The sequence below is a fragment of the Cryobacterium inferilacus genome (assembly GCF_019599185.1).
GTDB lineage: Bacteria > Actinomycetota > Actinomycetes > Actinomycetales > Microbacteriaceae > Cryobacterium > Cryobacterium inferilacus.
Genome location: NZ_JAIEUL010000005.1, coordinates 157,583 through 178,003, shown reverse-complemented (window position 1 = coordinate 178,003; position 20,421 = coordinate 157,583). Strand labels below are relative to the sequence as shown.

21 protein-coding genes are annotated in these 20,421 nt (G+C 69.9%); 7 read left to right on the top strand and 14 right to left on the bottom strand.

From position 1 onward, the window contains the following. Nucleotides 1-87: 87 nt before the first annotated feature. Nucleotides 88-1,020 (bottom strand): oxygenase MpaB family protein, encoded by a 933-nt coding sequence (locus tag K2F54_RS06930; protein WP_220605117.1) that lies wholly within the window; start codon nucleotides 1,018-1,020, stop codon nucleotides 88-90. A 135-nt stretch (nucleotides 1,021-1,155) separates the two neighbouring features. Here K2F54_RS06930 and K2F54_RS06925 point away from each other — a divergent pair, with 135 nt between their 5' ends. Next, nucleotides 1,156-1,527 carry a glyoxalase superfamily protein gene (locus K2F54_RS06925; RefSeq protein ID WP_220605116.1) on the top strand — a complete coding sequence of 124 codons (372 nt, stop codon included), beginning with the start codon at nucleotides 1,156-1,158 and terminating at the stop codon, nucleotides 1,525-1,527. Nucleotides 1,528-1,532: 5 nt separating this feature from the next. Here K2F54_RS06925 and K2F54_RS06920 read toward each other — a convergent pair whose 3' ends face one another. Beyond that, complete coding sequence (locus tag K2F54_RS06920; RefSeq protein ID WP_220605115.1) at nucleotides 1,533-1,937, bottom strand: hypothetical protein; 405 nt, start codon at nucleotides 1,935-1,937, stop codon at nucleotides 1,533-1,535. Nucleotides 1,938-2,047: 110 nt separating this feature from the next. On the opposite strand from K2F54_RS06920, the gene K2F54_RS06915 reads away from it, so the two are divergent. Beyond that, nucleotides 2,048-2,338: a hypothetical protein gene (locus tag K2F54_RS06915; RefSeq protein ID WP_220605114.1), complete on the top strand. Its 291-nt coding sequence runs from the start codon at nucleotides 2,048-2,050 to the stop codon at nucleotides 2,336-2,338. Here K2F54_RS06915 and K2F54_RS06910 read toward each other — a convergent pair. Continuing rightward, nucleotides 2,298-3,158 carry a DUF429 domain-containing protein gene (locus K2F54_RS06910; RefSeq protein WP_220605113.1) on the bottom strand — a complete coding sequence of 287 codons (861 nt, stop codon included), beginning with the start codon at nucleotides 3,156-3,158 and terminating at the stop codon, nucleotides 2,298-2,300. The two genes, K2F54_RS06915 and K2F54_RS06910, sit on opposite strands and share 41 nt — an antisense overlap. A 151-nt stretch (nucleotides 3,159-3,309) precedes the next feature. Between K2F54_RS06910 and K2F54_RS06905 the strand changes: the two genes are divergently transcribed. Beyond that, entirely contained in the window at nucleotides 3,310-4,794 is a 1,485-nt protein-coding gene (locus K2F54_RS06905; RefSeq protein WP_220605112.1) for a sugar porter family MFS transporter, read from the top strand. A 19-nt stretch (nucleotides 4,795-4,813) separates the two neighbouring features. Here the strand turns inward: K2F54_RS06905 and K2F54_RS06900 are convergent, their stop codons facing one another. The 6 genes from K2F54_RS06900 to K2F54_RS06875 are packed head-to-tail and all read right to left on the bottom strand — an operon-like array spanning nucleotide 4,814 to nucleotide 9,867. Then, nucleotides 4,814-5,512 carry an RNase H family protein gene (locus K2F54_RS06900; protein WP_220605111.1) on the bottom strand — a complete coding sequence of 233 codons (699 nt, stop codon included), beginning with the start codon at nucleotides 5,510-5,512 and terminating at the stop codon, nucleotides 4,814-4,816. A 30-nt stretch (nucleotides 5,513-5,542) separates the two neighbouring features. Continuing rightward, nucleotides 5,543-6,955 carry a pyridoxal phosphate-dependent decarboxylase family protein gene (locus K2F54_RS06895; RefSeq protein ID WP_220605110.1) on the bottom strand — a complete coding sequence of 471 codons (1,413 nt, stop codon included), beginning with the start codon at nucleotides 6,953-6,955 and terminating at the stop codon, nucleotides 5,543-5,545. A 28-nt stretch (nucleotides 6,956-6,983) separates the two neighbouring features. Continuing rightward, a complete protein-coding gene (locus K2F54_RS06890) occupies nucleotides 6,984-8,162 on the bottom strand; it encodes a MarP family serine protease (RefSeq protein WP_220605109.1) in 1,179 nt (392 codons plus the stop codon). A 42-nt stretch (nucleotides 8,163-8,204) separates the two neighbouring features. After that, nucleotides 8,205-8,519, bottom strand: coding sequence for a DUF6510 family protein (locus K2F54_RS06885; protein WP_308287554.1), 315 nt, complete (start codon nucleotides 8,517-8,519; stop codon nucleotides 8,205-8,207). Continuing rightward, nucleotides 8,516-9,241 carry a ferredoxin reductase gene (locus K2F54_RS06880; RefSeq protein WP_308287553.1) on the bottom strand — a complete coding sequence of 242 codons (726 nt, stop codon included), beginning with the start codon at nucleotides 9,239-9,241 and terminating at the stop codon, nucleotides 8,516-8,518. Before K2F54_RS06880 ends, K2F54_RS06885 begins: the two co-directional genes overlap by 4 nt. A gap of 32 nt (nucleotides 9,242-9,273) precedes the next feature. Further along, nucleotides 9,274-9,867, bottom strand: a complete 594-nt coding sequence (locus tag K2F54_RS06875; protein WP_220605108.1) for a sulfite oxidase-like oxidoreductase — start codon at nucleotides 9,865-9,867, stop codon at nucleotides 9,274-9,276. A 104-nt stretch (nucleotides 9,868-9,971) separates the two neighbouring features. Here K2F54_RS06875 and K2F54_RS06870 point away from each other — a divergent pair, with 104 nt between their 5' ends. Beyond that, complete coding sequence (locus K2F54_RS06870; RefSeq protein ID WP_220605107.1) at nucleotides 9,972-10,382, top strand: SdpI family protein; 411 nt, start codon at nucleotides 9,972-9,974, stop codon at nucleotides 10,380-10,382. Here K2F54_RS06870 and K2F54_RS06865 read toward each other — a convergent pair. From K2F54_RS06865 to K2F54_RS06845, 5 genes are all read right to left on the bottom strand, one after another. Further along, the gene (locus K2F54_RS06865) at nucleotides 10,379-10,801 is read right to left on the bottom strand and encodes a nuclear transport factor 2 family protein (protein ID WP_308287552.1); all 423 of its coding nucleotides are present in this window, start codon (nucleotides 10,799-10,801) and stop codon (nucleotides 10,379-10,381) included. The genes K2F54_RS06870 and K2F54_RS06865 overlap by 4 nt on opposite strands. A gap of 50 nt (nucleotides 10,802-10,851) precedes the next feature. After that, on the bottom strand, nucleotides 10,852-12,213 hold the full coding sequence (locus K2F54_RS06860; protein ID WP_220605106.1) for an HNH endonuclease signature motif containing protein: 1,362 nt from the start codon (nucleotides 12,211-12,213) through the stop codon (nucleotides 10,852-10,854). A 117-nt stretch (nucleotides 12,214-12,330) separates the two neighbouring features. After that, a complete protein-coding gene (locus K2F54_RS06855) occupies nucleotides 12,331-13,485 on the bottom strand; it encodes a DUF4232 domain-containing protein (RefSeq protein ID WP_220605105.1) in 1,155 nt (384 codons plus the stop codon). 41 nt (nucleotides 13,486-13,526) lie between these two features. Next, the gene (locus K2F54_RS06850) at nucleotides 13,527-13,886 is read right to left on the bottom strand and encodes a TraR/DksA family transcriptional regulator (RefSeq protein ID WP_220605104.1); all 360 of its coding nucleotides are present in this window, start codon (nucleotides 13,884-13,886) and stop codon (nucleotides 13,527-13,529) included. A gap of 11 nt (nucleotides 13,887-13,897) precedes the next feature. After that, complete coding sequence (locus tag K2F54_RS06845) at nucleotides 13,898-15,439, bottom strand: molybdopterin-dependent oxidoreductase (protein ID WP_220605103.1); 1,542 nt, start codon at nucleotides 15,437-15,439, stop codon at nucleotides 13,898-13,900. 417 nt (nucleotides 15,440-15,856) lie between these two features. On the opposite strand from K2F54_RS06845, the gene K2F54_RS06840 reads away from it, so the two are divergent. From K2F54_RS06840 to K2F54_RS06830, 3 genes are read left to right on the top strand one after another with little or no spacing between them, the layout of a single operon-like run. After that, a complete protein-coding gene (locus K2F54_RS06840) occupies nucleotides 15,857-17,572 on the top strand; it encodes a glycosyltransferase family 2 protein (RefSeq protein ID WP_220605102.1) in 1,716 nt (571 codons plus the stop codon). Next, nucleotides 17,569-18,300: an efflux RND transporter periplasmic adaptor subunit gene (locus K2F54_RS06835; RefSeq protein WP_220605101.1), complete on the top strand. Its 732-nt coding sequence runs from the start codon at nucleotides 17,569-17,571 to the stop codon at nucleotides 18,298-18,300. The genes K2F54_RS06840 and K2F54_RS06835 overlap by 4 nt, the downstream gene beginning before the upstream one ends. Beyond that, entirely contained in the window at nucleotides 18,297-20,405 is a 2,109-nt protein-coding gene (locus K2F54_RS06830; RefSeq protein WP_220605100.1) for a glycosyl hydrolase, read from the top strand. Before K2F54_RS06835 ends, K2F54_RS06830 begins: the two co-directional genes overlap by 4 nt. Nucleotides 20,406-20,421 lie beyond the last annotated feature (16 nt).

Genomic DNA, 20,421 nt, shown 5'->3' with positions numbered 1-20,421 from the left:
CGGTGCACCACGCGCATAACTCCTGCAATTCTGCTCCGGATGCCCGTTTCCGGTCTGAATCAGCCGGTTTCAGAAAAATTGCAGGAGTTATGCCACCGAACCGGGCGCATGGAGGCGGTTGATCCGGGCGCGGGCGGCGTCCTCGGAGGTGGAGGAGGCGCCGAGCAGCAGGCGCACCAGCCGGAGAACGGCGCCGGTGGCCCAGACCACGGGTAGGGGGCTGCGGCGCAGGCCCAGCATCCGCCGGTATTCGACGGGGATCGTCGCCACGGCACCGGCGAACATGATGCGGTAAAACGGCATCATGCCGCGGCGCAGCGGCGGCTTGCGGATGAACCGCACGGCCTCCGCCACCCGCTCGCCGCCCATGAGCACACCGGCGTCGGAGAACGCCCTGAGTTGCGCGGCCAGCTCGGCGTTCGACCGGGGCGGGTTCTGCACGCCGATGAGTTCGCCGGCCGTGGCCCACTCGCGCACGTACCGGTCGGCGCCGCCGGGGATGGGCCCGCCCCAGGTCGTGTGGCTGGCGAGGAAGGCATCCGTGAACACCACGTGCACCCAGGAGAGCAACTCGGGGTCACCGGCCGAGTACGCTCGTTCGACGCCGCGGGCATCGACGTAGCTGCCCGCCACCCTGTCGTGGAAACGGCCCACCCGACTGGACTCGTGCGCGGCCTGCTCGGTGGCGGCGAACGTCACCGTGACCAGCCACTGGATGGTGCCGCTGAGCCGGCCGAGCGGGTCCTCCCGGTACCTCGACCAGTCGTGCACCCCCGCCATCGCACCCGGGTGCAGGGTCTGCATCAGCAGCGCGCGAATGCCGGCGACCATCGTGGCCATGCCGCCGTGCACGGCCCAGGCCGCCGACCCCGGCCCGAAATAGCCGGCGTCGTCGCCCTGCTCCATCGTGCCCACCCAGGCCGGGCGGCCCTCGTCGTTGCCCGACAGGGTAACCAGCAGGTGCGATCGCCAGCTGTTCACGAATCCGGCCACAACCCTGTTGTCTCTGGCGCTGCTCATTCTTCGAACCCTAATCGAGGACGCGGTGCGGCTGGCTGGGTGTCGGCCCCGAACATCCGCCCGTAGCCACGACACCCGACCGGACGTAGGCTCCGGGGCAGAAGCGCAGAACCGAGACGAATGCCGGAGGCAGACATGGATATGAAGATCGAACTCATCCCCCTCCCGGTCACCGATGTCGACAGGGCCAAGTCCTTCTATGTCGATCAGGTCGGCTTCCACGACGACTACGACATCCGGCTGAGCGACACGATGCGGTTCATCCAGCTCACCCCGCCTGGCTCGGCCTGTTCGGTCCTGATCGGCGACGGCATGTCCGAGATGGCGCCTGGCTCGATGCGCGCCGTGCAGATGGTCGTCGCCGATGCGGATGCCGCGCGCGCCCACCTGGTGGAAGCCGGAGTCGACGCCAGCCCGGTCGACGAGCAGGATTGGGGCCGATTCGTGTACTTCGCCGACCCCGACGGCAACACCTGGGCGCTGCAGCAGCTGCCGCCGCCGGAGTAGCCCGGCTACGGGCGGCGCGGGTGCAGCACGTCCAGCAGCAGGAGTGCGAGCACCAGTTCGGCCAGCCCTCCGCCGAAGTAGACCGCCTGCAGTGGGCTGAACGGGATGATCACCATCTGCACGAACACCCAGATCAGCAGCCCAGAACCGGCCACACCGGCGGCGGCAGGAGCGAGACCTGAGCGCCGGAGCAGCAGCCCGAACGCGAGCAGTTGGGTGCCGCCGACGACGAGCAGCAGGATGAGCCCCGGCACCAGGTAGGAATCGAACGGTGAACCCTCGAGGTACTCCAGCGGCGGAACAATGCCGGCCGACCCGAGCTGCGGCCCCAGGGTGAGGGCGGCGCCACCGGCGACCGCAGTGACCCCGAGGAACCCCTCGACAACCAGCAAAACGACCCGCCAGACCATGGTTTCCTCCATTCCATGCGCATGAGCCCGTGCGCGGTGCCCCGTGCCCAGTAGACCCCGGAAACGCCCCGACCGACAGGGCAGAGCCGGCCGGCCCGTACGCTGGTCGCATGCCGTCCTACCGCGTCACCATGATCATCGGTGCCCTCCAGCCCGGGGTGCGACCGGATGCCGTGCTTCCGGCCGCCGCCACCGCGGCCGCCGAGCGCACCACCGTGGAGGCCTCGGACCTGGCCGTGGTGGCCGGGTCGGCGCGCGCCACGGTGCGTTTCACCGCCGATGACGGCGCTGTCGCCCTGGCCATCGCCGATCACGTCGTGGCACAGACCCGACTGGTGGCTGTTCCGGTGAGCTGGCTGGTCACCGAACGGGTGAAGGGGCGTTGGCTGCCGGTGCACTGAGAACGACGCGTCGCTGTTCGGGGCGGGCCGGGGCGATGATCGTGCCCCGCCGGCCGTCGACGACGAGGGGGTCGGCCGCGCCGAGCACCTGGCTGCGTAGAATGCCGAAACGGTGCCAGAGCGAGGCGGTCCAGGCCGAGAGCAGCGCATCGATGAGATCTTCACGGTGCTTGTACGCCACATCGGTCAGGGGCGTCGGCTCGGTGACCAACCGGTCGGTTACCTCGAAGGTGTCGAGATTGAGCGGGGGAGAGGCGTCGGCCAGACGCCACATCCGCTGGATGAGATCGTCGCAGACCAGCGCCCGAGCGGCCCGGCGTTCCCCGATCGGCAGCGCGGTGCCCATCCGCTTGTAGCGTGGCCGTTTGTCGTCGTAGCCGAACTCCGCCGCCCCCACCAGGGTGGTGTACGGGTAACACTCGAAGAAGCTCGCCGTGCCGGCCGCGACCGGAGTCAGCCCATCGGTATAGGCCCAGCCGAGCCTCTCGAGCCGACAGCGCAGGGTGACCCCGCCGAGCCGTGCCAACGCCCGGTTGGAGGCGTTCGCCGACACGTGCCAGCGACCGTACCGGGAACCGGTCTCCCGTTCGCAGTAACGCATGCCGGTGGGGTTGTTCACCACCAGCGGCGCGTCGACGGCCAAGACTGCGCCGGGCTCGACCATCTCCTGCACCCACTCGACGACCTCGTCGATTCCGCGCGCCCAGCCCGCGTGGATGACCCGGCCGGTGTGGTCGATGCAGGCGAGACCGCTCTCGTTGGCCGGTTTCGCCGCCGTACCCTCGGCCCAGGCCAGATCCACCCCGAGGAATCGTGTCATGGTCCATAGCTACCATGCCGGTGCCGAGCAGTGAAGACCGGCCGGGATATGCCCAGGGCGAAATCCGGCCGCGCGGTGTGAGACCCCGCTCGACCCGGCGTAGGATTTTCAGGTTGCCCAGACGGCATCGGCGAATACGGGGGAAATTGCGATGAGTAAGACGACAGGGTCCACGGCAGAGCGGATGCCGGCGGATACACCCGCGACGAACCGTAAGGTGATCGCTCTGGCCATCGCCGGCGCCTTCGGCGGGTTCCTCTTCGGGTTCGACTCCTCGGTGATCAACGGCGCGGTCGAGGCGATCCAGGGCGAATTCGACCTCAGTGAGGCCGTGACCGGCTTCGCCGTCGCCAGTGCGCTGCTCGGCGCGGCGTCCGGCGCGTTCCTCGGCGGCCGGATTGCGGATCGGTACGGCCGGATCCCGGTGATGCTCATCGGCGCGATCGTCTTCTTCGCCAGTTCCGTCGGCTCCGGCCTCGCCTTCGGCGTCGTCGACCTGATCGTCTGGCGGGTGGTCGGCGGCATCGGCATCGGACTGGCCTCCGTGGTGGCGCCGGCCTACATCGCCGAGATCTCGCCGCGGCAGATGCGCGGCCGGCTCGGCTCGCTGCAGCAGTTGTCGATCACCATCGGTATCTTCGCGGCGCTGCTCTCCGACGCCGTGTTCGCGGCATCGGCCGGCGGCGCCAGCGAGATGTTCTGGTTCGGCCTTGAGGCCTGGCGGTGGATGTTCCTGATCGCCGTGATCCCGGCGGTGGTCTACGCCGTGATCGCCCTGCTGCTGCCCGAGTCGCCGCGATTCCTGGTGCTGCACGGCAAGGAGGAGAAGGCCCGCGAGGTGCTGCACCGGGTGTGGCCGAACGGTGACGTGGACCGCGAGCTGCGCGACATGAAGGCCTCGATCGAGGACGACGTCACGGCCAAGCGCACGGGCTCGCTGCGCGGCCCGGTCTTCGGCCTCAAGCCCATCGTCTGGGTCGGCATCATCCTGTCGGTGTTCCAGCAGTTCGTGGGCATCAACGTGATCTTCTACTACTCGACCACCCTGTGGAGCGCGGTGGGCTTCGAGGAATCCAGCTCGCTGACCATCTCGGTGGCCACATCCGTGACGAACATCCTGGTCACCCTGGTGGCGATCGCCCTCGTCGACCGCATCGGTCGCCGGCCGATCCTGCTCAGCGGTTCCATCGGCATGACGGTGTCGCTGGCCACCATGGCGGTCGCGTTCAGCCAGTCGGTCACGATCGACGGCGAACTCACCCTGCCGGGCGCCTGGGGTCCGATCGCGCTCGTCGCGGCGAACGTGTTCGTGATCTCCTTCGGCGCCTCCTGGGGCCCGGTGGTGTGGGTGCTGCTCGGTGAGATCTTCCCGAACTCCATCCGCGCCAAGGCCCTCGGCCTGGCCGCCGCCGCACAGTGGGTGGCGAACTTCCTGATCACGGTGACATTCCCGTCGATGTCGTCGTGGTCGCTACCGCTCACCTACGGAATGTACGCCCTGTTCGCCGGACTGTCGTTCCTGTTCGTGCTCACCAAGGTGCCGGAGACCAACGGCATGTCGCTGGACGAGGCCAACACCCTGCTGCCGCACAAGAACGCGGCCAAGGCCACGAAGCCGGCCAAGCCCCGCAGCTAGCGGGTCAGATCAGATCAGATCAGATCAGGTCGCGGAGCAGCTCTTCCGGGCTGACTCCGCGGCCGGTCGCCCGGCGCTTGAGCCGGCCGAGCTCCTCGGCGCTGAGCGCCACCTGCACGGTGTGCGGGCGTTCCACCTCGAGGTCGAACAGGCCCAGATCGGCGGATGCGCGCGGCGCGGCCGCCTTCGCCGGTGCTGCTGCCTTCGTCGGCGCTGCCTTCGTCGGCGCTGCTGCCTTCGTGGGCGCGGCTCCGCCGGCGACGAAGCCCGGTCCGGTGGGGATCGTGCCGTTGCGCTGGTAGGCCTCGGAGACCGCTCGGGCGCGGGAGTCTGCGGCCTCGTTCAGCGGGTGGTTCGCGTGACCCTTGACCCACTCGAACCGGTACTTCCGGCCGACGAGGGCCTCGTCGATCTCCTGCAGCAGGTCGAGGTTCAGCACCGGTTTGCCGTCGGCCTTGCGCCAGCCCTTGGCCTTCCAGCCGCGCATCCACTTGGTCACCGAGTTGATCACGTACTGGCTGTCGCAGAGCACGAGCAGGTCGTCGTCGACGTGGGCGGTGGCGCGGAAGAGTTCGAGCACCGCCTTGAGCTCACCCTGGTTGTTGGTGGCGTGCTTCCAGCCGCCGGCGGCCCAGTTGTTGTCGTCGATGTACCAGGCCCAGCCGGCGGGGCCGGGGTTTCCGAGGGCGGATCCGTCAGCGGCGGCAGTGATAGTCATGAGATCTAGTCTGACAGGCGGCGGGTGGGCTCACTCCCGCGGGTCACCCCGATCGGCGGCGGTGACCGCGGCGAGGGCGCGTGCCACGGCGTCGACGGCCACGGCCACATCCGTGTCATCCGTCGACCAGTTGCTCACCGAGATGCGCAGGACCGCCCGTCCACGCCAGTGCGAGCCGGACATCCAGACGGCGCCGTCCTCCAGGAGCGCCTGGGTCACCCGCACCGTGCGGTCGTCGCTGCCGAACGAGACCGACACCTGGGTGAAGACCACGTCGTTGAGCACCTCAACGCCCGGCAGCGCCGCCAACCCCTCGGCGAGGGCGCCGGCGTTGTCGGCGAGACCCTCGACGAGGGCCACGGTGCCGCTCTGACCGAGCGAGCGCAACGCCGCCCACACCGGGATGCCCCGTGCCCGCCGGGACAGCTCGGGAACCAGGTCCATCGGTTCGGCGGCACCGGCGTCATCCCGCACGAAGTAACTGGTGTGCGCGGCGAACGCGGATCGCACGGCGGCGGGGTCGGCGACGACGGCGATACCGCAGTCGTAGGGAACGTTGAGGGTTTTGTGCGCATCCGTCGCCCAGGAATCGGCGGTGTCGAGTCCGTCCAGGGCCGTGGCCCACCGGCTGCTCGCCGCCGCCCACAGCCCGAAGGCCCCGTCCACGTGCACCCAGGCGCCGGCGTCGTGGGCCAGCCGGACCGACTCGCGCATCGGGTCGAACGCCCCCGAGTGCAGATTGCCGGCCTGCAGCACCACCAGGCAGGGGCCGTCGACGCTCGCCAGAGCGGCCGACAGGGCATCGGGGCGGATGCGGCCCTGCGGGTCAGCGGCGACCATGGTCGGTTCGCCGAGCCCCAGGTAGCGCAGGGCGAGCAGCACCGAGCTGTGTACCTCTGCACCGGCCAGCACCGTCAGCCGGGGCGCTCCGGTGAGGCCGTCCCGGTTGACGTCCCAGCCGACCGAGCGGAGCACGGCACCACGCCCGGCGGCCAGCCCGACGAAGTTCGCCATGGTGCCGCCGGTGGTGAATCCGACCGCGCTGGCGGCGGGCAGGTGCAGCAGATCGAGGATCCAGGCGCCGGCCCGCTCCTCGATGGCCGCGGCCGCCGGTGTGGCGTAGCGCAGGCCGTTGTTCTGGTCCCAGGCACTCACCAGCCAGTCCGCGGCGAGGGCGGCCGGCAGGGTGCCGCCCATCACCCAGCCGAAGAAGCGGCCGGAGCCGATGGGCATCAGGCCGGGGTCGGCCAGCCTGGCGAGTTCGGCCACCACCTCGGCAGCGTCGGTGGGCTGCTCCGTCAGGGGCAGGTGCATCGCCGCCGAGAGCGTGTCGATCGGTTCCCGCGGTTTCACGGGCCGCGACGGCAGGGAATCCAACCACTCCCTGGCCGCTCGCGCCGCCTGCTCAAGGGGTTCCCGGTAGTCCTCAGGCCGGTAGGTCATGCGGTCAACATACCCCCGCCGGGCGAAGCTACCCCTGGACGCAGGTGCCGGAGTCGACGGCCGACGCGAGGCCGGCTGCCTGGTCGACGACCGGGGTGACCTCCGACATGGCCAGGGCGTAGCCGACGTTGGCGGTGTTGGCGGCCTTGGCGAAGATGACACCGGCCACCCGGCCGTCCCCGGCCACCAGGGGGCCGCCGGATTCGCCCTGCTGCACATCGGCGGCGAGGGTGTAGACGGCGCGCGGGGTGGGGTTCTGCCCGTAGATGTCGGCGACGAGCACCGAATCCACCGACATCACCCTGGCCGGGTCGGAGTCGAAAGGTCCGCCGAAGGGGTAACCGAGGCTGACGGCCTCACTGTCGACCGCGAGGTCGCCCTGCAGGGTCAGCGGCGCGGTGTCGAGGCCGGGCACGGCGATGACGGCGAGGTCGTCGACCGGGTCGAAGTAGACGATCTCGCCGGTGAGAGCGCCGCCGCCCGGCACCTCGACGACGGCCTCGGTGACCCCGGCCACGACGTGGGCGTTGGTCATCACGCGCTCGGGGGCGATGACAAATCCCGACCCGGACTGGCTCTGCCCGCAGGCCACGGCGTTGCCGGTGATGCGCAGCACGGACGCGGCCGCGGTGTCGAGGGCGGCGTTGTCGAGCTGCACCTCCGGCAGGGTGGGGGCCTGGCCGCCGAACGCATCCGCGATCACGGGCAGGCCGTCGTCGAGGACCGTGGAGCGCAGTTCGGCGAGGAAGCTCTTGACCGGCACGGGGGTGACGGAGTCGATGGTACGCACGACTCCCGACGAGGCGATGGCGGAGGTGAGCAGGGGGATGCCCAGGGCGCTCACGCTGAACGCCACCATCGACATCACGGCGGCAGCGGCGGCCACACCGACCACGGCACCGAAGAGCCTGTCGATGCCGCGGAGCTTGCGCGGGGTGCGGCGGCGGAGGGCGTGCCCGATGGACTCACCGACGGTGAGGCCGGCGACGACCAGGAGGAGGGCGGCGGCGATCGACGCCGGGGTGCGCCACTCGGCGGCGGGCACCCAGGTGGGCACGAGCGGCACGATGAAGTAGGCCGCGACGGCGCCGGCGACAAGGCCCAGGACCCCGCTGATGCTGCCGATCAGGCCGCTGCGATAGCCGGCGCCGAGGCTGGCGACCAGCAGAACGATAAGAATGACGTCGAGGACGACCGAACCCTGCATGCACGCTCCCGGTTGAGAGGCGGATGGTCCGCCGATCTCAGCCTAGGTGGGCTGAGGCGGGTTTGGCTGGGAACCGTTCTGCTGCCGCCGCAGTTCGAGGAAGCTCAGGCCGTGCAGGTCGAGGCAGACGCTGTGCCCGGTGTCGACGAGGCGGAGCAGAATCGCGGAGCAGCCCGGGCAGCGCAGCAGCAGGCCATGCGAGTGCGGCAACAACCGGGCGGTGGCCATGGCGTCGGTGCGGCCGCAGGCGGCGCAGCGACCGCGGGCGCTGAGCACGTCGATGGCGAAGATCTCGCTCAATGGCCCCGCGGCGGCGTTGCCGTCCAGGTAGTCGTACCGGTCCAGGTCGCCGGTCACGGTCTGGTCCCTGGGCTGGTGCCGGTGCCGCCGTAGCGTTCGGTCTTGATCCGGGATGCGGAGTGCCCGGCCTCGATCAGCCAATCCGCGACGGTCTCGACGAAGGCGGTGGCTCCGCAGACGAACACGGCGGGGTTCTCGGCCGGGGTCAGCGTGCTGGCGGCCAGGGCCGGCGCTTCCAGTCGGCCGGGCGGGCGGCGGCTGCCGGGCGGCGCCTCGCGGGTGTAGACGAGCGTGACGTCCACCAGCGGTGACCGGGCGAGGGCGTCGAGTTCGGCCCGGTAGTACACGGCGGCCGGGCTCCGCACCGAGTAGAGCAGCCGGAACGGGGCGGCCGCGCCGGGACTGCGGGGGTCGGCCGTGGCGTGGGCGCGGAGCATGGCCATCAGGGGTACCACGCCGGAACCGCCGGCGATGAGCTGCACCGGCGACGGGTCGGCGGGGTCCCAGACGAACCAGCCGCCGACGGGACCGCGCACCTCGAGCCGGTCGCCCACCGCCACCTGGTGCACCAGGTACGGGGACACCTCGCCGTCGCTCAGTTCCTCCACGGTGAGGTCGAGTTCGTCACCTGGCCAGGCGGAGGCCACCGAGTACGACCGCACGGCGGTGTAGCCGTCCGGGGCGCTCAGGCGCACGTCCACGTGTTGCCCCGCCCGGTGCCCGGCCAGTCCTGGCAGGCGCAGGCGCAGGGTGCGGGCTGTTGGTGTTTCCTGGGTCACTCCGATCACCTCCGCCACGTTCCAACCGGTTCTCACCAGTACCGCTCTTCCCGCCAGGGATCGCCGTACATGTGATAGCCGTTGCTCTCCCAGAAGCCGGGTTCGTCCTGTCGAAGCAGCTCGAGGCCGCGCACCCACTTGGCGCTCTTCCAGAAGTACAGGTGCGGCACCAGCAGTCGGGCCGGTCCGCCGTGTTCCGGCTCCAGGGCGGCGCCGTCGAACTCGTGCGCGATCCAGGCCTTACCGCCGAGCAGGTCCTCGAGCGGCACGTTGGTGGTGTAGCCGCCGTAGGAGTGCGCCATGGTGAATTCGCAGTCGGACTCGACCGATTCGAAGAGGGTGTCGAGGGAGACGCCGCGCCAGGTCGTGCCGAGCTTCGACCAGCTGGTGACGCAGTGGATGTCCTCGGTCACGTCCTCCTGTGGGAGGGCGAGGAACTCGTCCCAGCTCCACCGATGCACCTGGCCGGTCTCGGTGGTGATGGTGAACTCCCACTCGTCAGGGCCGATGCGCGGGGTAGGGCCGGCCGAGAGCACCGGGAAGCTCTCGGTGAGGTACTGGCCGGGGGGAAGCGCCGGGTCGTCGCGGCGACGACGACCGAAAAAGCCTGGTGAGACGATGCCCATGCCGGGCTCCTTTCTACGCCGGATTCCTGACACCTGTTGTACCGTGTGCCGGGCCGTTTGACCAGTGCTGGTGAGGGGCGGGCCGAGTGTGAGTGATCGCTAGGGTGGATGGAACGAATGACAGGCAATCGGGGGCGGGCATGATCATCGGCGGGATTATCTGGGCGTTGGGCGGGATCATCGTGATCGTGGCCGTTGAAGCACCGGCGCGGGGACGGGTGGGTATCAACTCGGTGGTGGGGATGCGCTTCGGCCCCATGCTGCTCTCCGACCGTGCCTGGACCGCCGGACACCGCGCGGCTCGGCAGTACACCTGGCTGGCCGGCCTCGCCATGATCGTCGGCGGCCTGATCGTTGTGCTCGGTTCGCTGACCGATGAACAGGGCGTCCTGGTCTTTCTGGTCAGCACCCTGGTGCTGGGCCTGTTCACCACTCTCGCCGCTCTCCGCGCCCATCGGGCAGCGTCGGCCGAGCTCGTCGCCGAGCAGTCCGAGTGGGGCGAGGTCCCGAGCTAGTCGGGGTTTGTTCCGGATGGCCTGGCCTGGTCCATCCACCACTCGACGAACTCTCGGGCGCGGCCGTCCGGTGCAAAGCGGATCACCCAGAGATTGCTGTACACCGTGCCCTCCGCGTAACGGGTGACGCCCTGGACGATGGTCACATCGGGCGTGCTCGCGAGTGGTGACCACTCAAAGGTGAAGCTGCCCGGCTGATCCGCGCGCTCCAGCCAGCCCGCGACAATCGCGTCGTGACCACGCCAGGGCTCAGTGAACGGGTCGGTGAAGTAGGACGCATCCTCCGTGAAGAGCGCCTGGACGCGGTGGGGATCGTTCGTGGACCACGCCTCGACATAGTCCTGCATCCATCGGGCGGTGGTGCCTGGGCCGGTGTCGTTTGGGCCGGCGTTGCCTGCGGTCGCTGAGGGCTCGGTCATCACCCCGTTCTATCGCGTGTGTGCCGGTGACGGTAGTGCGAACCCGGGCGTCAGAACGAGGAGGGGTCTGGGCCCGGCCCGGGGGCCTCGGGTCGGCTGGTGTATTTTTTGCCGCCGGGGGTGGTCCAGATGAGGGTGCCGCCGGGGCTCTGGCTGGTGCTGAAGCTGGATTGGTGTTTCAGCCGGTGGCAGGGTTTGCAGAGGTGCACGAGGTTGTCGACGTCGGTGCTGCCGCCGGTGTTCCAGGGGCGGGTGTGGTCGATTTCGCTGAGCGTGGCGCGGCGGGTGCAGCCGATGCCCTGGCAGGTGTGGTCGCGGGCCTGCAGGTAGCGGCGCATGTCGGCCGGTGGCGCGTACTGCTCGCGGCCCATGCTGAGCCGGCAGCCGGTCTCGGGGTGGGTGAGGATGCGACTCCAGCTGGTCGCGGTGCCGGCGATCCGCCGGGCCGATTCCGGGTCGATCGGCCCGTACCCCTCCAGGATGGCGGGTTCGTCGCTGCGTCCCAGCAAGGTCAGCGCGGGCACGGTGAGGTGCACGGTGCCGCGGATGCCGTGGCCGAGCCCGTTCGGGCCGATGCCGTCCAGCAGCAGGTCGCGGTAGGCGTCCGCGCGGCGCTGGTCCGTGGTGCGGCCGGGGTGCGCGGGGTCGGTGCCCGCGCCCGGTGCGGTGTCGGTGTCGTCCTTCACCTCGGCGGCGATGTGGCTGAGCCGGTCGTAGATCGCCTGGGCATCCTCGGCCTTCAGATACGCGTTCAACCACGCCATGCCGTCCGCGTCGGGGTTCACCACGACCCGGCGCTTGGTGAAGCCGGTGCCGGCGCGATCCTGCAGCGGCACCGGGTGCATCCGTTCCAGGATGCGGCCAGCGACCCGGGCGAACTGCGTCGAGGTGAGTTTCTCCGCCGCGGGCAGCACTCTCGCCTCAAACGCGGGCAGCACCGCCTCGGGGACCCCGTCGGTGAGGTCGAGCATCTTCAACGCGTGCCCCCAGGTGATGCTGCCCCGGGCCAGGGCCGCATGAAAGCCCGGCAGTTGGCCGGTGAGGCGGCACGCGGAGAAGATCAGGAGGCCGGCCGTGCCGGCCTTCAGCCGCAGTGCCCCGGCGGCTTCGGCGGCCATGCAACGACGGCCGAGTTCCTCGTCGTCCCAGGCCGGGCCGTGCGCGCCGGTATCCGGGTCGTTCCGGCCGGACTCGACCGGGTCCCCGCCAAGCCCGGCGATGATGCGGGGTTCTCGGCCCAGCCGGTCGAGCTCGGCCAGCAGCCGGGTGCGCTCGGCGTAGCAGCCGGCCAGCGTCTTCTCGTTCTCGATCAGCGGGTCGATGACCGCTTGGATCGCCGCCGCGACCGGATCCGCCAGCTCAGCCGAGGCATCGTCGGGGAGGTCGTCTGGGGTGGCAGTCGAGGGGGCCATAGGGACAGTCAAGCACCCACCACCGACACTCCCGATGCCAGTGAATCACTGGTGGACAACCCCGAAACCCACCCGCTGTGGAGGAGGGTCGACGGCCTGAACGACCGACGAATTCGGCTATTCGGTGGGCGGGTACGCGTCGCTGACCGCCCAGGCCGTCACGAAGACCTCGCCACCGGCCACGATGTCGAGGGTGATCGGCCAGGAGCCGCGCTCCAGCCCCGGATACAGCGCGGAGTAGAGCGTGTACGTGGCCAGTTCGCCCTCGGTGGCCATCGCGTTCCAGCCGATGTGGGTCACGCCGTATCCCTGGGCGGGCACGGTGATCGGCATCGCCCCCGGGTCCTCGGCCATGAACGAGCCGCCGTGGGTGACCGTCACGTCGATGGCTGACCCGTCCGCGTCGGCAAAAGCGAGGTCGGGGTAGCCGTCGAGCACGCAGGGGGTGTCGGAGAAGTTCATCACCTCGATACTGAGCACGCGGTGCCCGGTGGCGGCATCGGGGTCACCGAGCAGCGGCGTGGCCTGCTCTGGTGTGCACCAGGTGGGGTCGACGTCGTCGAGGTCGGCGCCTGGCGCGATCGCCGGCGGGGGAGTGGACTCCACGTCGGGGTCCGGTGCGGCCCCGAGCGCCTCGCCCTCCGAGGTGAACGACGACTCGGCCGACGCGACCCTGGCCGCGCGAGCACCGGCACCCAGGGTGACCGTGGACAGGCCGAGCGCCACTACGACGATGCCGGCGAGAACCAGCACCGGGCGGCGGGACGCGGCGGCACCGCGTGCAGGTGCCGCCCGGCGCACACCCAGGAGGGCCGGGATCCAGCCGAGGAGCAGACCCCAGTAGCCGCTCTGCAGAATCACACTGCCGGCCGCATCGAGGATGAACGCGGCCCGGCTGGGCGGAAACGCGGTGATGATGGCGCTGAGCGCAAACGGCGCGGTGGCGAGCACCCCGGTGACGACGGCCACGAACCAGAGCGCGAGAAAACGGGTTAACCGCGGCCCGGAGGCATCCGTGTTGACGATGCCGGCGAGCAGCAGGTGCACAACGAAAACGGTGACCGTCGACAGTGCGGGAACCACAACGATCCAGGGGAAGGGGAGATACACCAGGTTGGACGGGATCGACTCCGGCAGCACATGGGCCAGAATCTGACGCGGGATGCGCTCCTGCCAGGCCAGGTAGGTGAAGGCGCCCGCGCTGCCCAGCCAGAGCACAGCCGTAACCAGGCTCGGCCCCCAGCCGAGTCGAACGCGCCCCCACGATGACATGGCTTGAGCCTAGGGGAGTGCGAGCACCTCGGCGGACCGGCCTACAGTGCGCGGGCGCAGTCGATGCAGAGTTCGGCGGCCGGCCGGGCCGCCAACCGGTCGAACCCGATCGGCTCACCGCAGCGCAGACACCGACCGTACCCTCCGTCACGGATGCGGGTGAGCGCGGCGTCGATGGCGGTGAGTGCGGCGGCGAGCTCACCGTGCACCCCCGCCCGCAACGACCACTCGGCGGAGAGGGTTGGACCCTCCGGATCGTGCTCGTCGTCGGCGTCCCCGCCGCTTCGGGCCGCACGCACGGCGGCCAGGCTGTCGCCCTGCCGGGCCAGTTCGAGCTCGAGCTCGCGGCGTCGGGCACGCAGCAGAGCGTCGAAGTGGGCTATCTCGGCCGGGCTCAACATGCCGACCACGATCAGGACACCGAGACGCTGATCTCGTGCAACCCGGTGGCGCCATCGGGCGCGACGTCGGCGAGTTCGCTGGTCTGCACGAGGCCGTTGGCGTCCGTGGCCCGCACCCGGATGGTGTGCGACCCGCTCGGCGCATCCCAGTCCCAGCGCCACTGCCGCCAGGTGTCCACGGAGATCGCATCGGCCAGGGTCGCCGGGTTCCAGTCGCCGCCGTCCACCTGCACGTCCACGGCCGACACACCCACGTGCTGGCTCCAGGCCACGCCGGCCACCGTCACCGTCCCCGCCTCGACGGTGGCGTTCCCGCGGGGCACGTCCACCCGGCTCGACAACTTCACCGGTCCCTTCTCCGACCAGCCGCGGGTGGACCAGTACGCGGTCTCCCGGTCGAACCGGGTGACGATGAGCTCGGTGACCCACTTGGTGGCCGACACGTAGCCGTAGAGGCCCGGCACCACCATCCGTACCGGGTAGCCGTGCTCGAGCGGCAACGGGTCGCCGTTCATCCCCACGGCCAGGATCGAGTTGCGGTCGTCGGTGAGCGCCTCCAGCGGCGTGCTCGCGGTCCAGCCGTCCGCGCTGCGGGAGAGCACCATGTCGGCCTCGGCGGTCGGCTTCGCCCGCGCCAGCAGTTCCCGGATCGGATACCCCAACCAGAGGGCGTTGCCGATCAGGTCGCCGCCCACGTAGTTCGACACGCACGCGAGCGTCGTGGTGCTCTCCTCCAAGGGCAGCGCCAGCAGCTCGGCGAAGTCGATCTCCACCTCGTTCTCGACCAGCCCGGTGATCTTCAGCGTCCAGGTGGACGGGTCGACGCGCGGCACCGACAGGGCGGTGTCGATGCGGTAGAAGTCCGCGTTCGGGGTGATGATCGGCGTGAGCCCGTCGATGTCGAACGACGCCCCGGCGGGCAGAGGCGCCGCCGGTGTCGTGGCGGCGGGCAGGGTGAACAACGCCCTCGCCGCATCCGCCGCCCGGCTGCCGGCCGAGAGCAGCTGGCCGCCGACGGCCGCGAGCACGCCGACGCCGGCGCTGACGCCGGTGTAGGCGAGGAAGCGCCGCCGGTCGAGGCCGGTGGCGGGCTGAACCTGGCCGTCCGCGCCGGCAGCCGAGCCGGCGCGCAGCCGGGTGACGAGCATCGTGAGCACGACGGCGGCGACCAGCATCGCCAGCACCGGCGGCACGGCGTCGAACGGGGAGGCGCCGGCGCGAGTGAGCGCGGCGACCAGCGCCACGAGCCCCGCGGCCACGATCACGTATCGACCGAACGGGGGCCTGCGGTACTCCCAGATGCCGGCCAGGGCCGCGAGCACCGCGGCGACCAGGGCGATGAACACGATCAGCGCAGCTTTGTCGGCGGTGCCGAACAGGCCGATCATCAGGTCTTTCGCCCAGGCCGGCGCAAAATCGATCAGGAGCGCGCCGACCACCAGGACCGGGCTGACCCCCGGAGCAATCAGCCCGGCCGTCAACTCGGCCAGACCGAAGCCGGCCAGCACGGCGGCCAGGCCGGCCAGTGCCGGTAACCAGATGCGTGCTCTCATGCGTTCAGCTTAGGTTTGCCCGCTGGGAGAAGGGTCTCGGCCGGCTTACGAATCCCTTACGGGCTGCCTTCCGACACCGTCCCCCGCCCAGGGGGCAACGGGAAGGCACGGATTAACGTCGTGTTACGAACAGGAAAACCCTGCCCACGAAAGCGCACAAACGCTGGGCTTTGCTCACGGATGGTGCCTAGAGTTGCCGCAGGTCCAGTCGTGCGGGAGACCCGCCCCACACCGGATGCTTCGCGTTAGCCCGCTCCATCGATCCTCGCCCCATCGACACACCGGCCAACGACGCCCGCCGCCGGCTTTCCCGCGTCCCTAGCGCGCAGAGCCGGTCGAACCATTTCCCGCGAGCCTCGCCCGAGAACCACCCTCGCGAACCCCGGACCCGAATCCGGCAGCCGAAATGAGACACGGATGACGACCCTTCATCCCCGCCCCGACGAACCCGCAATCCTGCAGGGGATCCCGCCGCACCGCGACCGGGGCCCTACTGCCTTGGTGAGGCCGGCACGCGCCGGGCACGATCACGCGCCGTCCCTGGTGCTTCTGGTGGTGGTCGCCACGATCGGAATCCTGGCCTACGCGAATTTTCTGCTCAACCCGGCCAGCCGTGGCGACTGGCTGCCGTACACCCTCGTCATCGTGGCCGAGTCCATGCTGATCTTCCAGGCCCTCCTGTCGATGTGGACGATCCTGTCCGGCTCTCAGGACCCGCGCGACTTCGCCTTCCATCAGGCCAGGGCAACCCTGTTCGCCACCCGCTCCAACCCCCGCGGAATCGGCAGCCCCGGCTCTGACCGGCGGCCGCTGTACCTGAACGGGCAGCCCACCAGTGTCGACGTCTTCATCACCACCTATGGGGAAGGTCTGGACGTGATCCGGGAGACCGTCACCGCGGCGCTCGCGATCCGCGGGGCGCACCTGACCTGGGTGCTCGATGACGGCCGGTCCGATGAGGTTCGCGATCTCGCGGCCGAGCTGGGTTCACGCTACCTGCGCCGGTTGAGCTCTGGCGGGGCCAAGGCCGGAAATGTCAACCACGCCCTCACGGCCAGCACGGGGGAGTACTTCGTGATCTTCGACGCGGACTTCGTTCCGGCCCCGGACTTCCTGGTGGAGACCCTGCCGTTTTTCGTCGACGACAAGGTCGCGTTCGTGCAGACCCCGCAGGCGTACAGCAACCTGCACAATGTCATCTCTCGCGGGGCCGGCTACATGCAGGCGGTGTTCTACCGGTTCATCCAGCCCGGCCGCAACCGTTTCAACGCCGCCTTCTGCGTGGGCACGAACGTGATCTTCCGCCGTGACGCGATCAACGACGTCGGCGGTATGTACACCGACTCGAAGTCCGAAGACGTCTGGACCTCGCTCAAGCTGCACGAGCGCGGCTGGAAGACCATTTTCATCCCGCTGGTCCTGGCCACCGGTCACGCACCCGACACCGTGGAGGCGTACACCAAGCAGCAGCTGCGCTGGGCGACGGGCGGCTTCGAGATCCTCCTGAACAGCAATCCGCTCAGCCCGCGCCGGCGGCTGACCTTCGACCAGCGTCTGCAATACCTGGTCACGGCATCCTTCTACCTCACCGGCGTCGCCCCGCTGCTGCTCTTGGCGGTGCCGCCGTTGGAGATCTACTTCGACCTGCGGCCGATGAACCTCTCCATCAACCTGGCCACGTGGCTGCTCTACTACGCGGGTTTCTACCTGATGCAGGTCGGCCTGGCCTTCTACACGATGGGGTCCTTCCGCTGGGAGACGCTGATGCTGGCCGCCGCGTCGTTCCCGATCTACCTGGCCGCGCTGGTGAACGTGGTGATCGGCAAGGAACAGCAGTGGCGGGCGACGGGTAACAAGTCGCAGGTCACGTCGCCGTTCAACTTCATGATTCCGCAGCTGCTCGTCTTCGTCTTCCTGCTGCTCACCTCGGTGGTGGCCGTGTGGCGGGACATCGGTATCGGAACCGCAACCCTCGCCACGGCGTGGAACGTGACCAACACCGTCATCCTCGGCAGTTTCATCGGCGCGGCCCTGCACGAAAGCCGCCAGACGCGGCTGAGCTTCGCGGCTGAGCGCGGGCGGCGGCACCCGCGCCCGGTGGATGCCCGGCACAGTGAGGCGGTGACCGCATGACCTGGGTCAACCGTCTCAAACTCCTGGTCGGCCTGGTCGGGGTGTTCGCCCTCGTCGCCGTGCTCACCGTGATCTTCAACCAGCGCCAGTCCCAGGTCGCCAGTGCGTCGGCGTCCATCCAGGCCGCGGAGTACCCGGTGGGCACGGACTACGGCGGAATCGTGATCGAGCGGTTGGTGGAGGAGGGCGATGCCGTGAGCGCCGGCCAGCCGATGTTCACCGTGCAGAGCCCCACCCTGCAGGCCGACGTCGCCGAGGGACTGGTGAGCCTGGAAAATGTGGCCTATTCCGTGTCGCCGGACGGTGTCCTCACCCTCACCGCCTCCATCGACGGCACCGTCACCGGCATCACCACCGAACGCGGCTCGTTCGTGCAGGCCGGCCAGGTGCTGGCGACCATCAACCGGGGCGGGTCGCTGTACGTCTCCGCGCAGTTCGTGCTCACCAGCACCGACTACGCCCGGATCGAGGAGGGCGCTCCGGTTCAGATCGTGCTGCCCAACCAGGCCCGTATCAGCGGGAATCTGGACACTGTGGAGGTGACGACGGTCGACGGTCAGGCGGAAACCACGGCCAGGGTGATCAGCACCGGTCTCGCCGACGGGGAGTTCAACGGACTCGTCGCGCCGGGCACCCCCGTCGCGGCCACCCTCTCCCTCCGTGACGACGGCCCTCTTGCCGGTGTGGGCGACGGGTTCCACGGCTTCCTGCAAACGATCGGACTGTGACTGCGACGATGATCTCCAACGCCTCGATTCTCCGAACCTCCCGGCCGCTCCGCCTGGTTGCCGTGACGCTCGCCGTGGCAGCGCTGGTGGGGTGCACCCCCGCGGCGGTGTCGTCACCCGGCGGCCCCGCCGGCACGAGCGGCAACACCGTCGATCCCGCAACGACCGAGATCTTTCCCACTTCGGAGATCGGCCCGCTCGTCAACGCCGTGCCGCAGCGCACCGTCAAGCCGTTGCCGGAGGCCCGGATCGGTGGCGGTCTCATCCCGCCGACCAACCGTTGGTTCTCCGGGCTGGTCTTCGGGGAGGAATCCATGCCGGTGTTCCCCCTGCCGCTGTCCTTCCAACTCACCGACACCGGGTTCGCCTTCGGGCTGCCGACGGTGACCAGCGAGAGCGCCGTCATCCTCGGCGGCTTCGCCGACCACATCCGCGTGCGCCTGAACGCGGACGGGCAGGCCGTCGAGCAGATCGTCAGCGCCTACGACGAGGCCTCGGTCACGATCACCGCCAGCGCCGCCGGTGCCGATCTCGGCAGCACCGTCATCGCCCAGGGGTCACCGTTCGTGACGTTCACCGCGGCTACCGACGTTGATCTCGCCCTGCCCGCCGGGTTCACACCCGCCGGCGACGGCGTCTGGCGCACCGAGGTGAACGGCACTGAGTACGGGCTGGTCTCCGCCGGCAGCCTCAGCGACGACGGCAGCACACTGTCGCTGCCACGAGCGGCCACCGCCACCTGGTTCGCCGTGCCCGACGGCGGGTCGATCGAGACCCTCGCCGCCGCCGCGCCTCTCACCGGCACCAGCCTCGAGTACGACACCGGGGCGGATGCGGCGACCACGACCATCCGCTACGACACCGTCGATGGCGGCGACACCCTGATCGCCGCCCTGCCCCACCAGCAGGCCGGCCTCGCCGACGGCGCCCGCTGCGATGCGGGCAGTTACCCGAGCATCTACGGCACCCTCACCCTGTGTTCCGGCACCGCGCTGACCTGGTCGGTGCCCACCGTGCACCCCCGCGGCGCACTCGACCTGTCCACCGTGGTCGGCGAGGACCGGCAACGCCTGGCCGACCAGGTGCGGGCCGACCTGGAGACGACGGGCACCTTCGCCGCAGACACCTATTTCGGTGGGAAGTCGCTCTACCGGGCGGCCAACCTGCTTCAGGTGGCCCGCCAGGTGGGCGCCGACGATGCCGCCGCCGAGCTCACCGAGCGGCTCAGCACCGCCCTGGACGAGTGGTTGGAGCCGACCGGCTGCGCGGACCGCACCGAACGCTGCTTCGTCTACGACGACGAAGCGAAGGGCATCGTGGGCCTGGCCACGTCGTTCGGCTCAGACGAGTTCAACGACCACCACTTCCACTACGGCTACTTCTTCTACGCCGCCGCCGCGATCGCGGCCGATGACCCGGCCGCCGCGGCACGATGGGCACCGGTGCTGAACCTGCTCGCCGCCGACCTCGCCACCAGCGGCGGCAGCGAGTACTTCCCCGACCGACGGGTGTTCGACGCCTACGCCGGGCACTCCTGGGCCAGCGGCACGGCACCGTTCGGCGACGGCAACAACCAGGAGTCCAGCTCGGAGGCGGTGACGGCCTGGAACGGCCTGGCGCTCTGGGCCGCCGCCACCGACCAGGCCGAACTCACGGCCGAGGCCGAGTGGATGCTCGCCAACGAGGCCGCCTCCGCCAGCGCCTACTGGACCGACTTCGACCTGGCCGAGCCGGTCTACGCGGGATTCGACCACACCGTCACCTCCCTGGTCTGGGGCGGCAAACGCGACTACGCCACTTGGTTCAGCGCCGAACCGAGCGCCATGCTCGGCATTCTGGTGCTGCCGATGAGCCCCGTTGCCGGCTACCTCGGCCGGGACCCAGACCGGGTCGGCGTCAACCTGGCCGACACCCTCGTGAACGACGACTACGACGTGATGTTCGGCGACTACCTGCTGATGTACGCCGGCCTGCAGGGGCCGGACGCCGCATCCGCCGCCCTGACCACCGCCGAGAGCCTGCCGGCGGAACGTATCGATGACGGCAACAGCCGCGCCTATCTGCTCGCCTGGCTGATGCACTGGAGGACGCCACCGGTCGGATAGGGGAGGATTGGGGGAT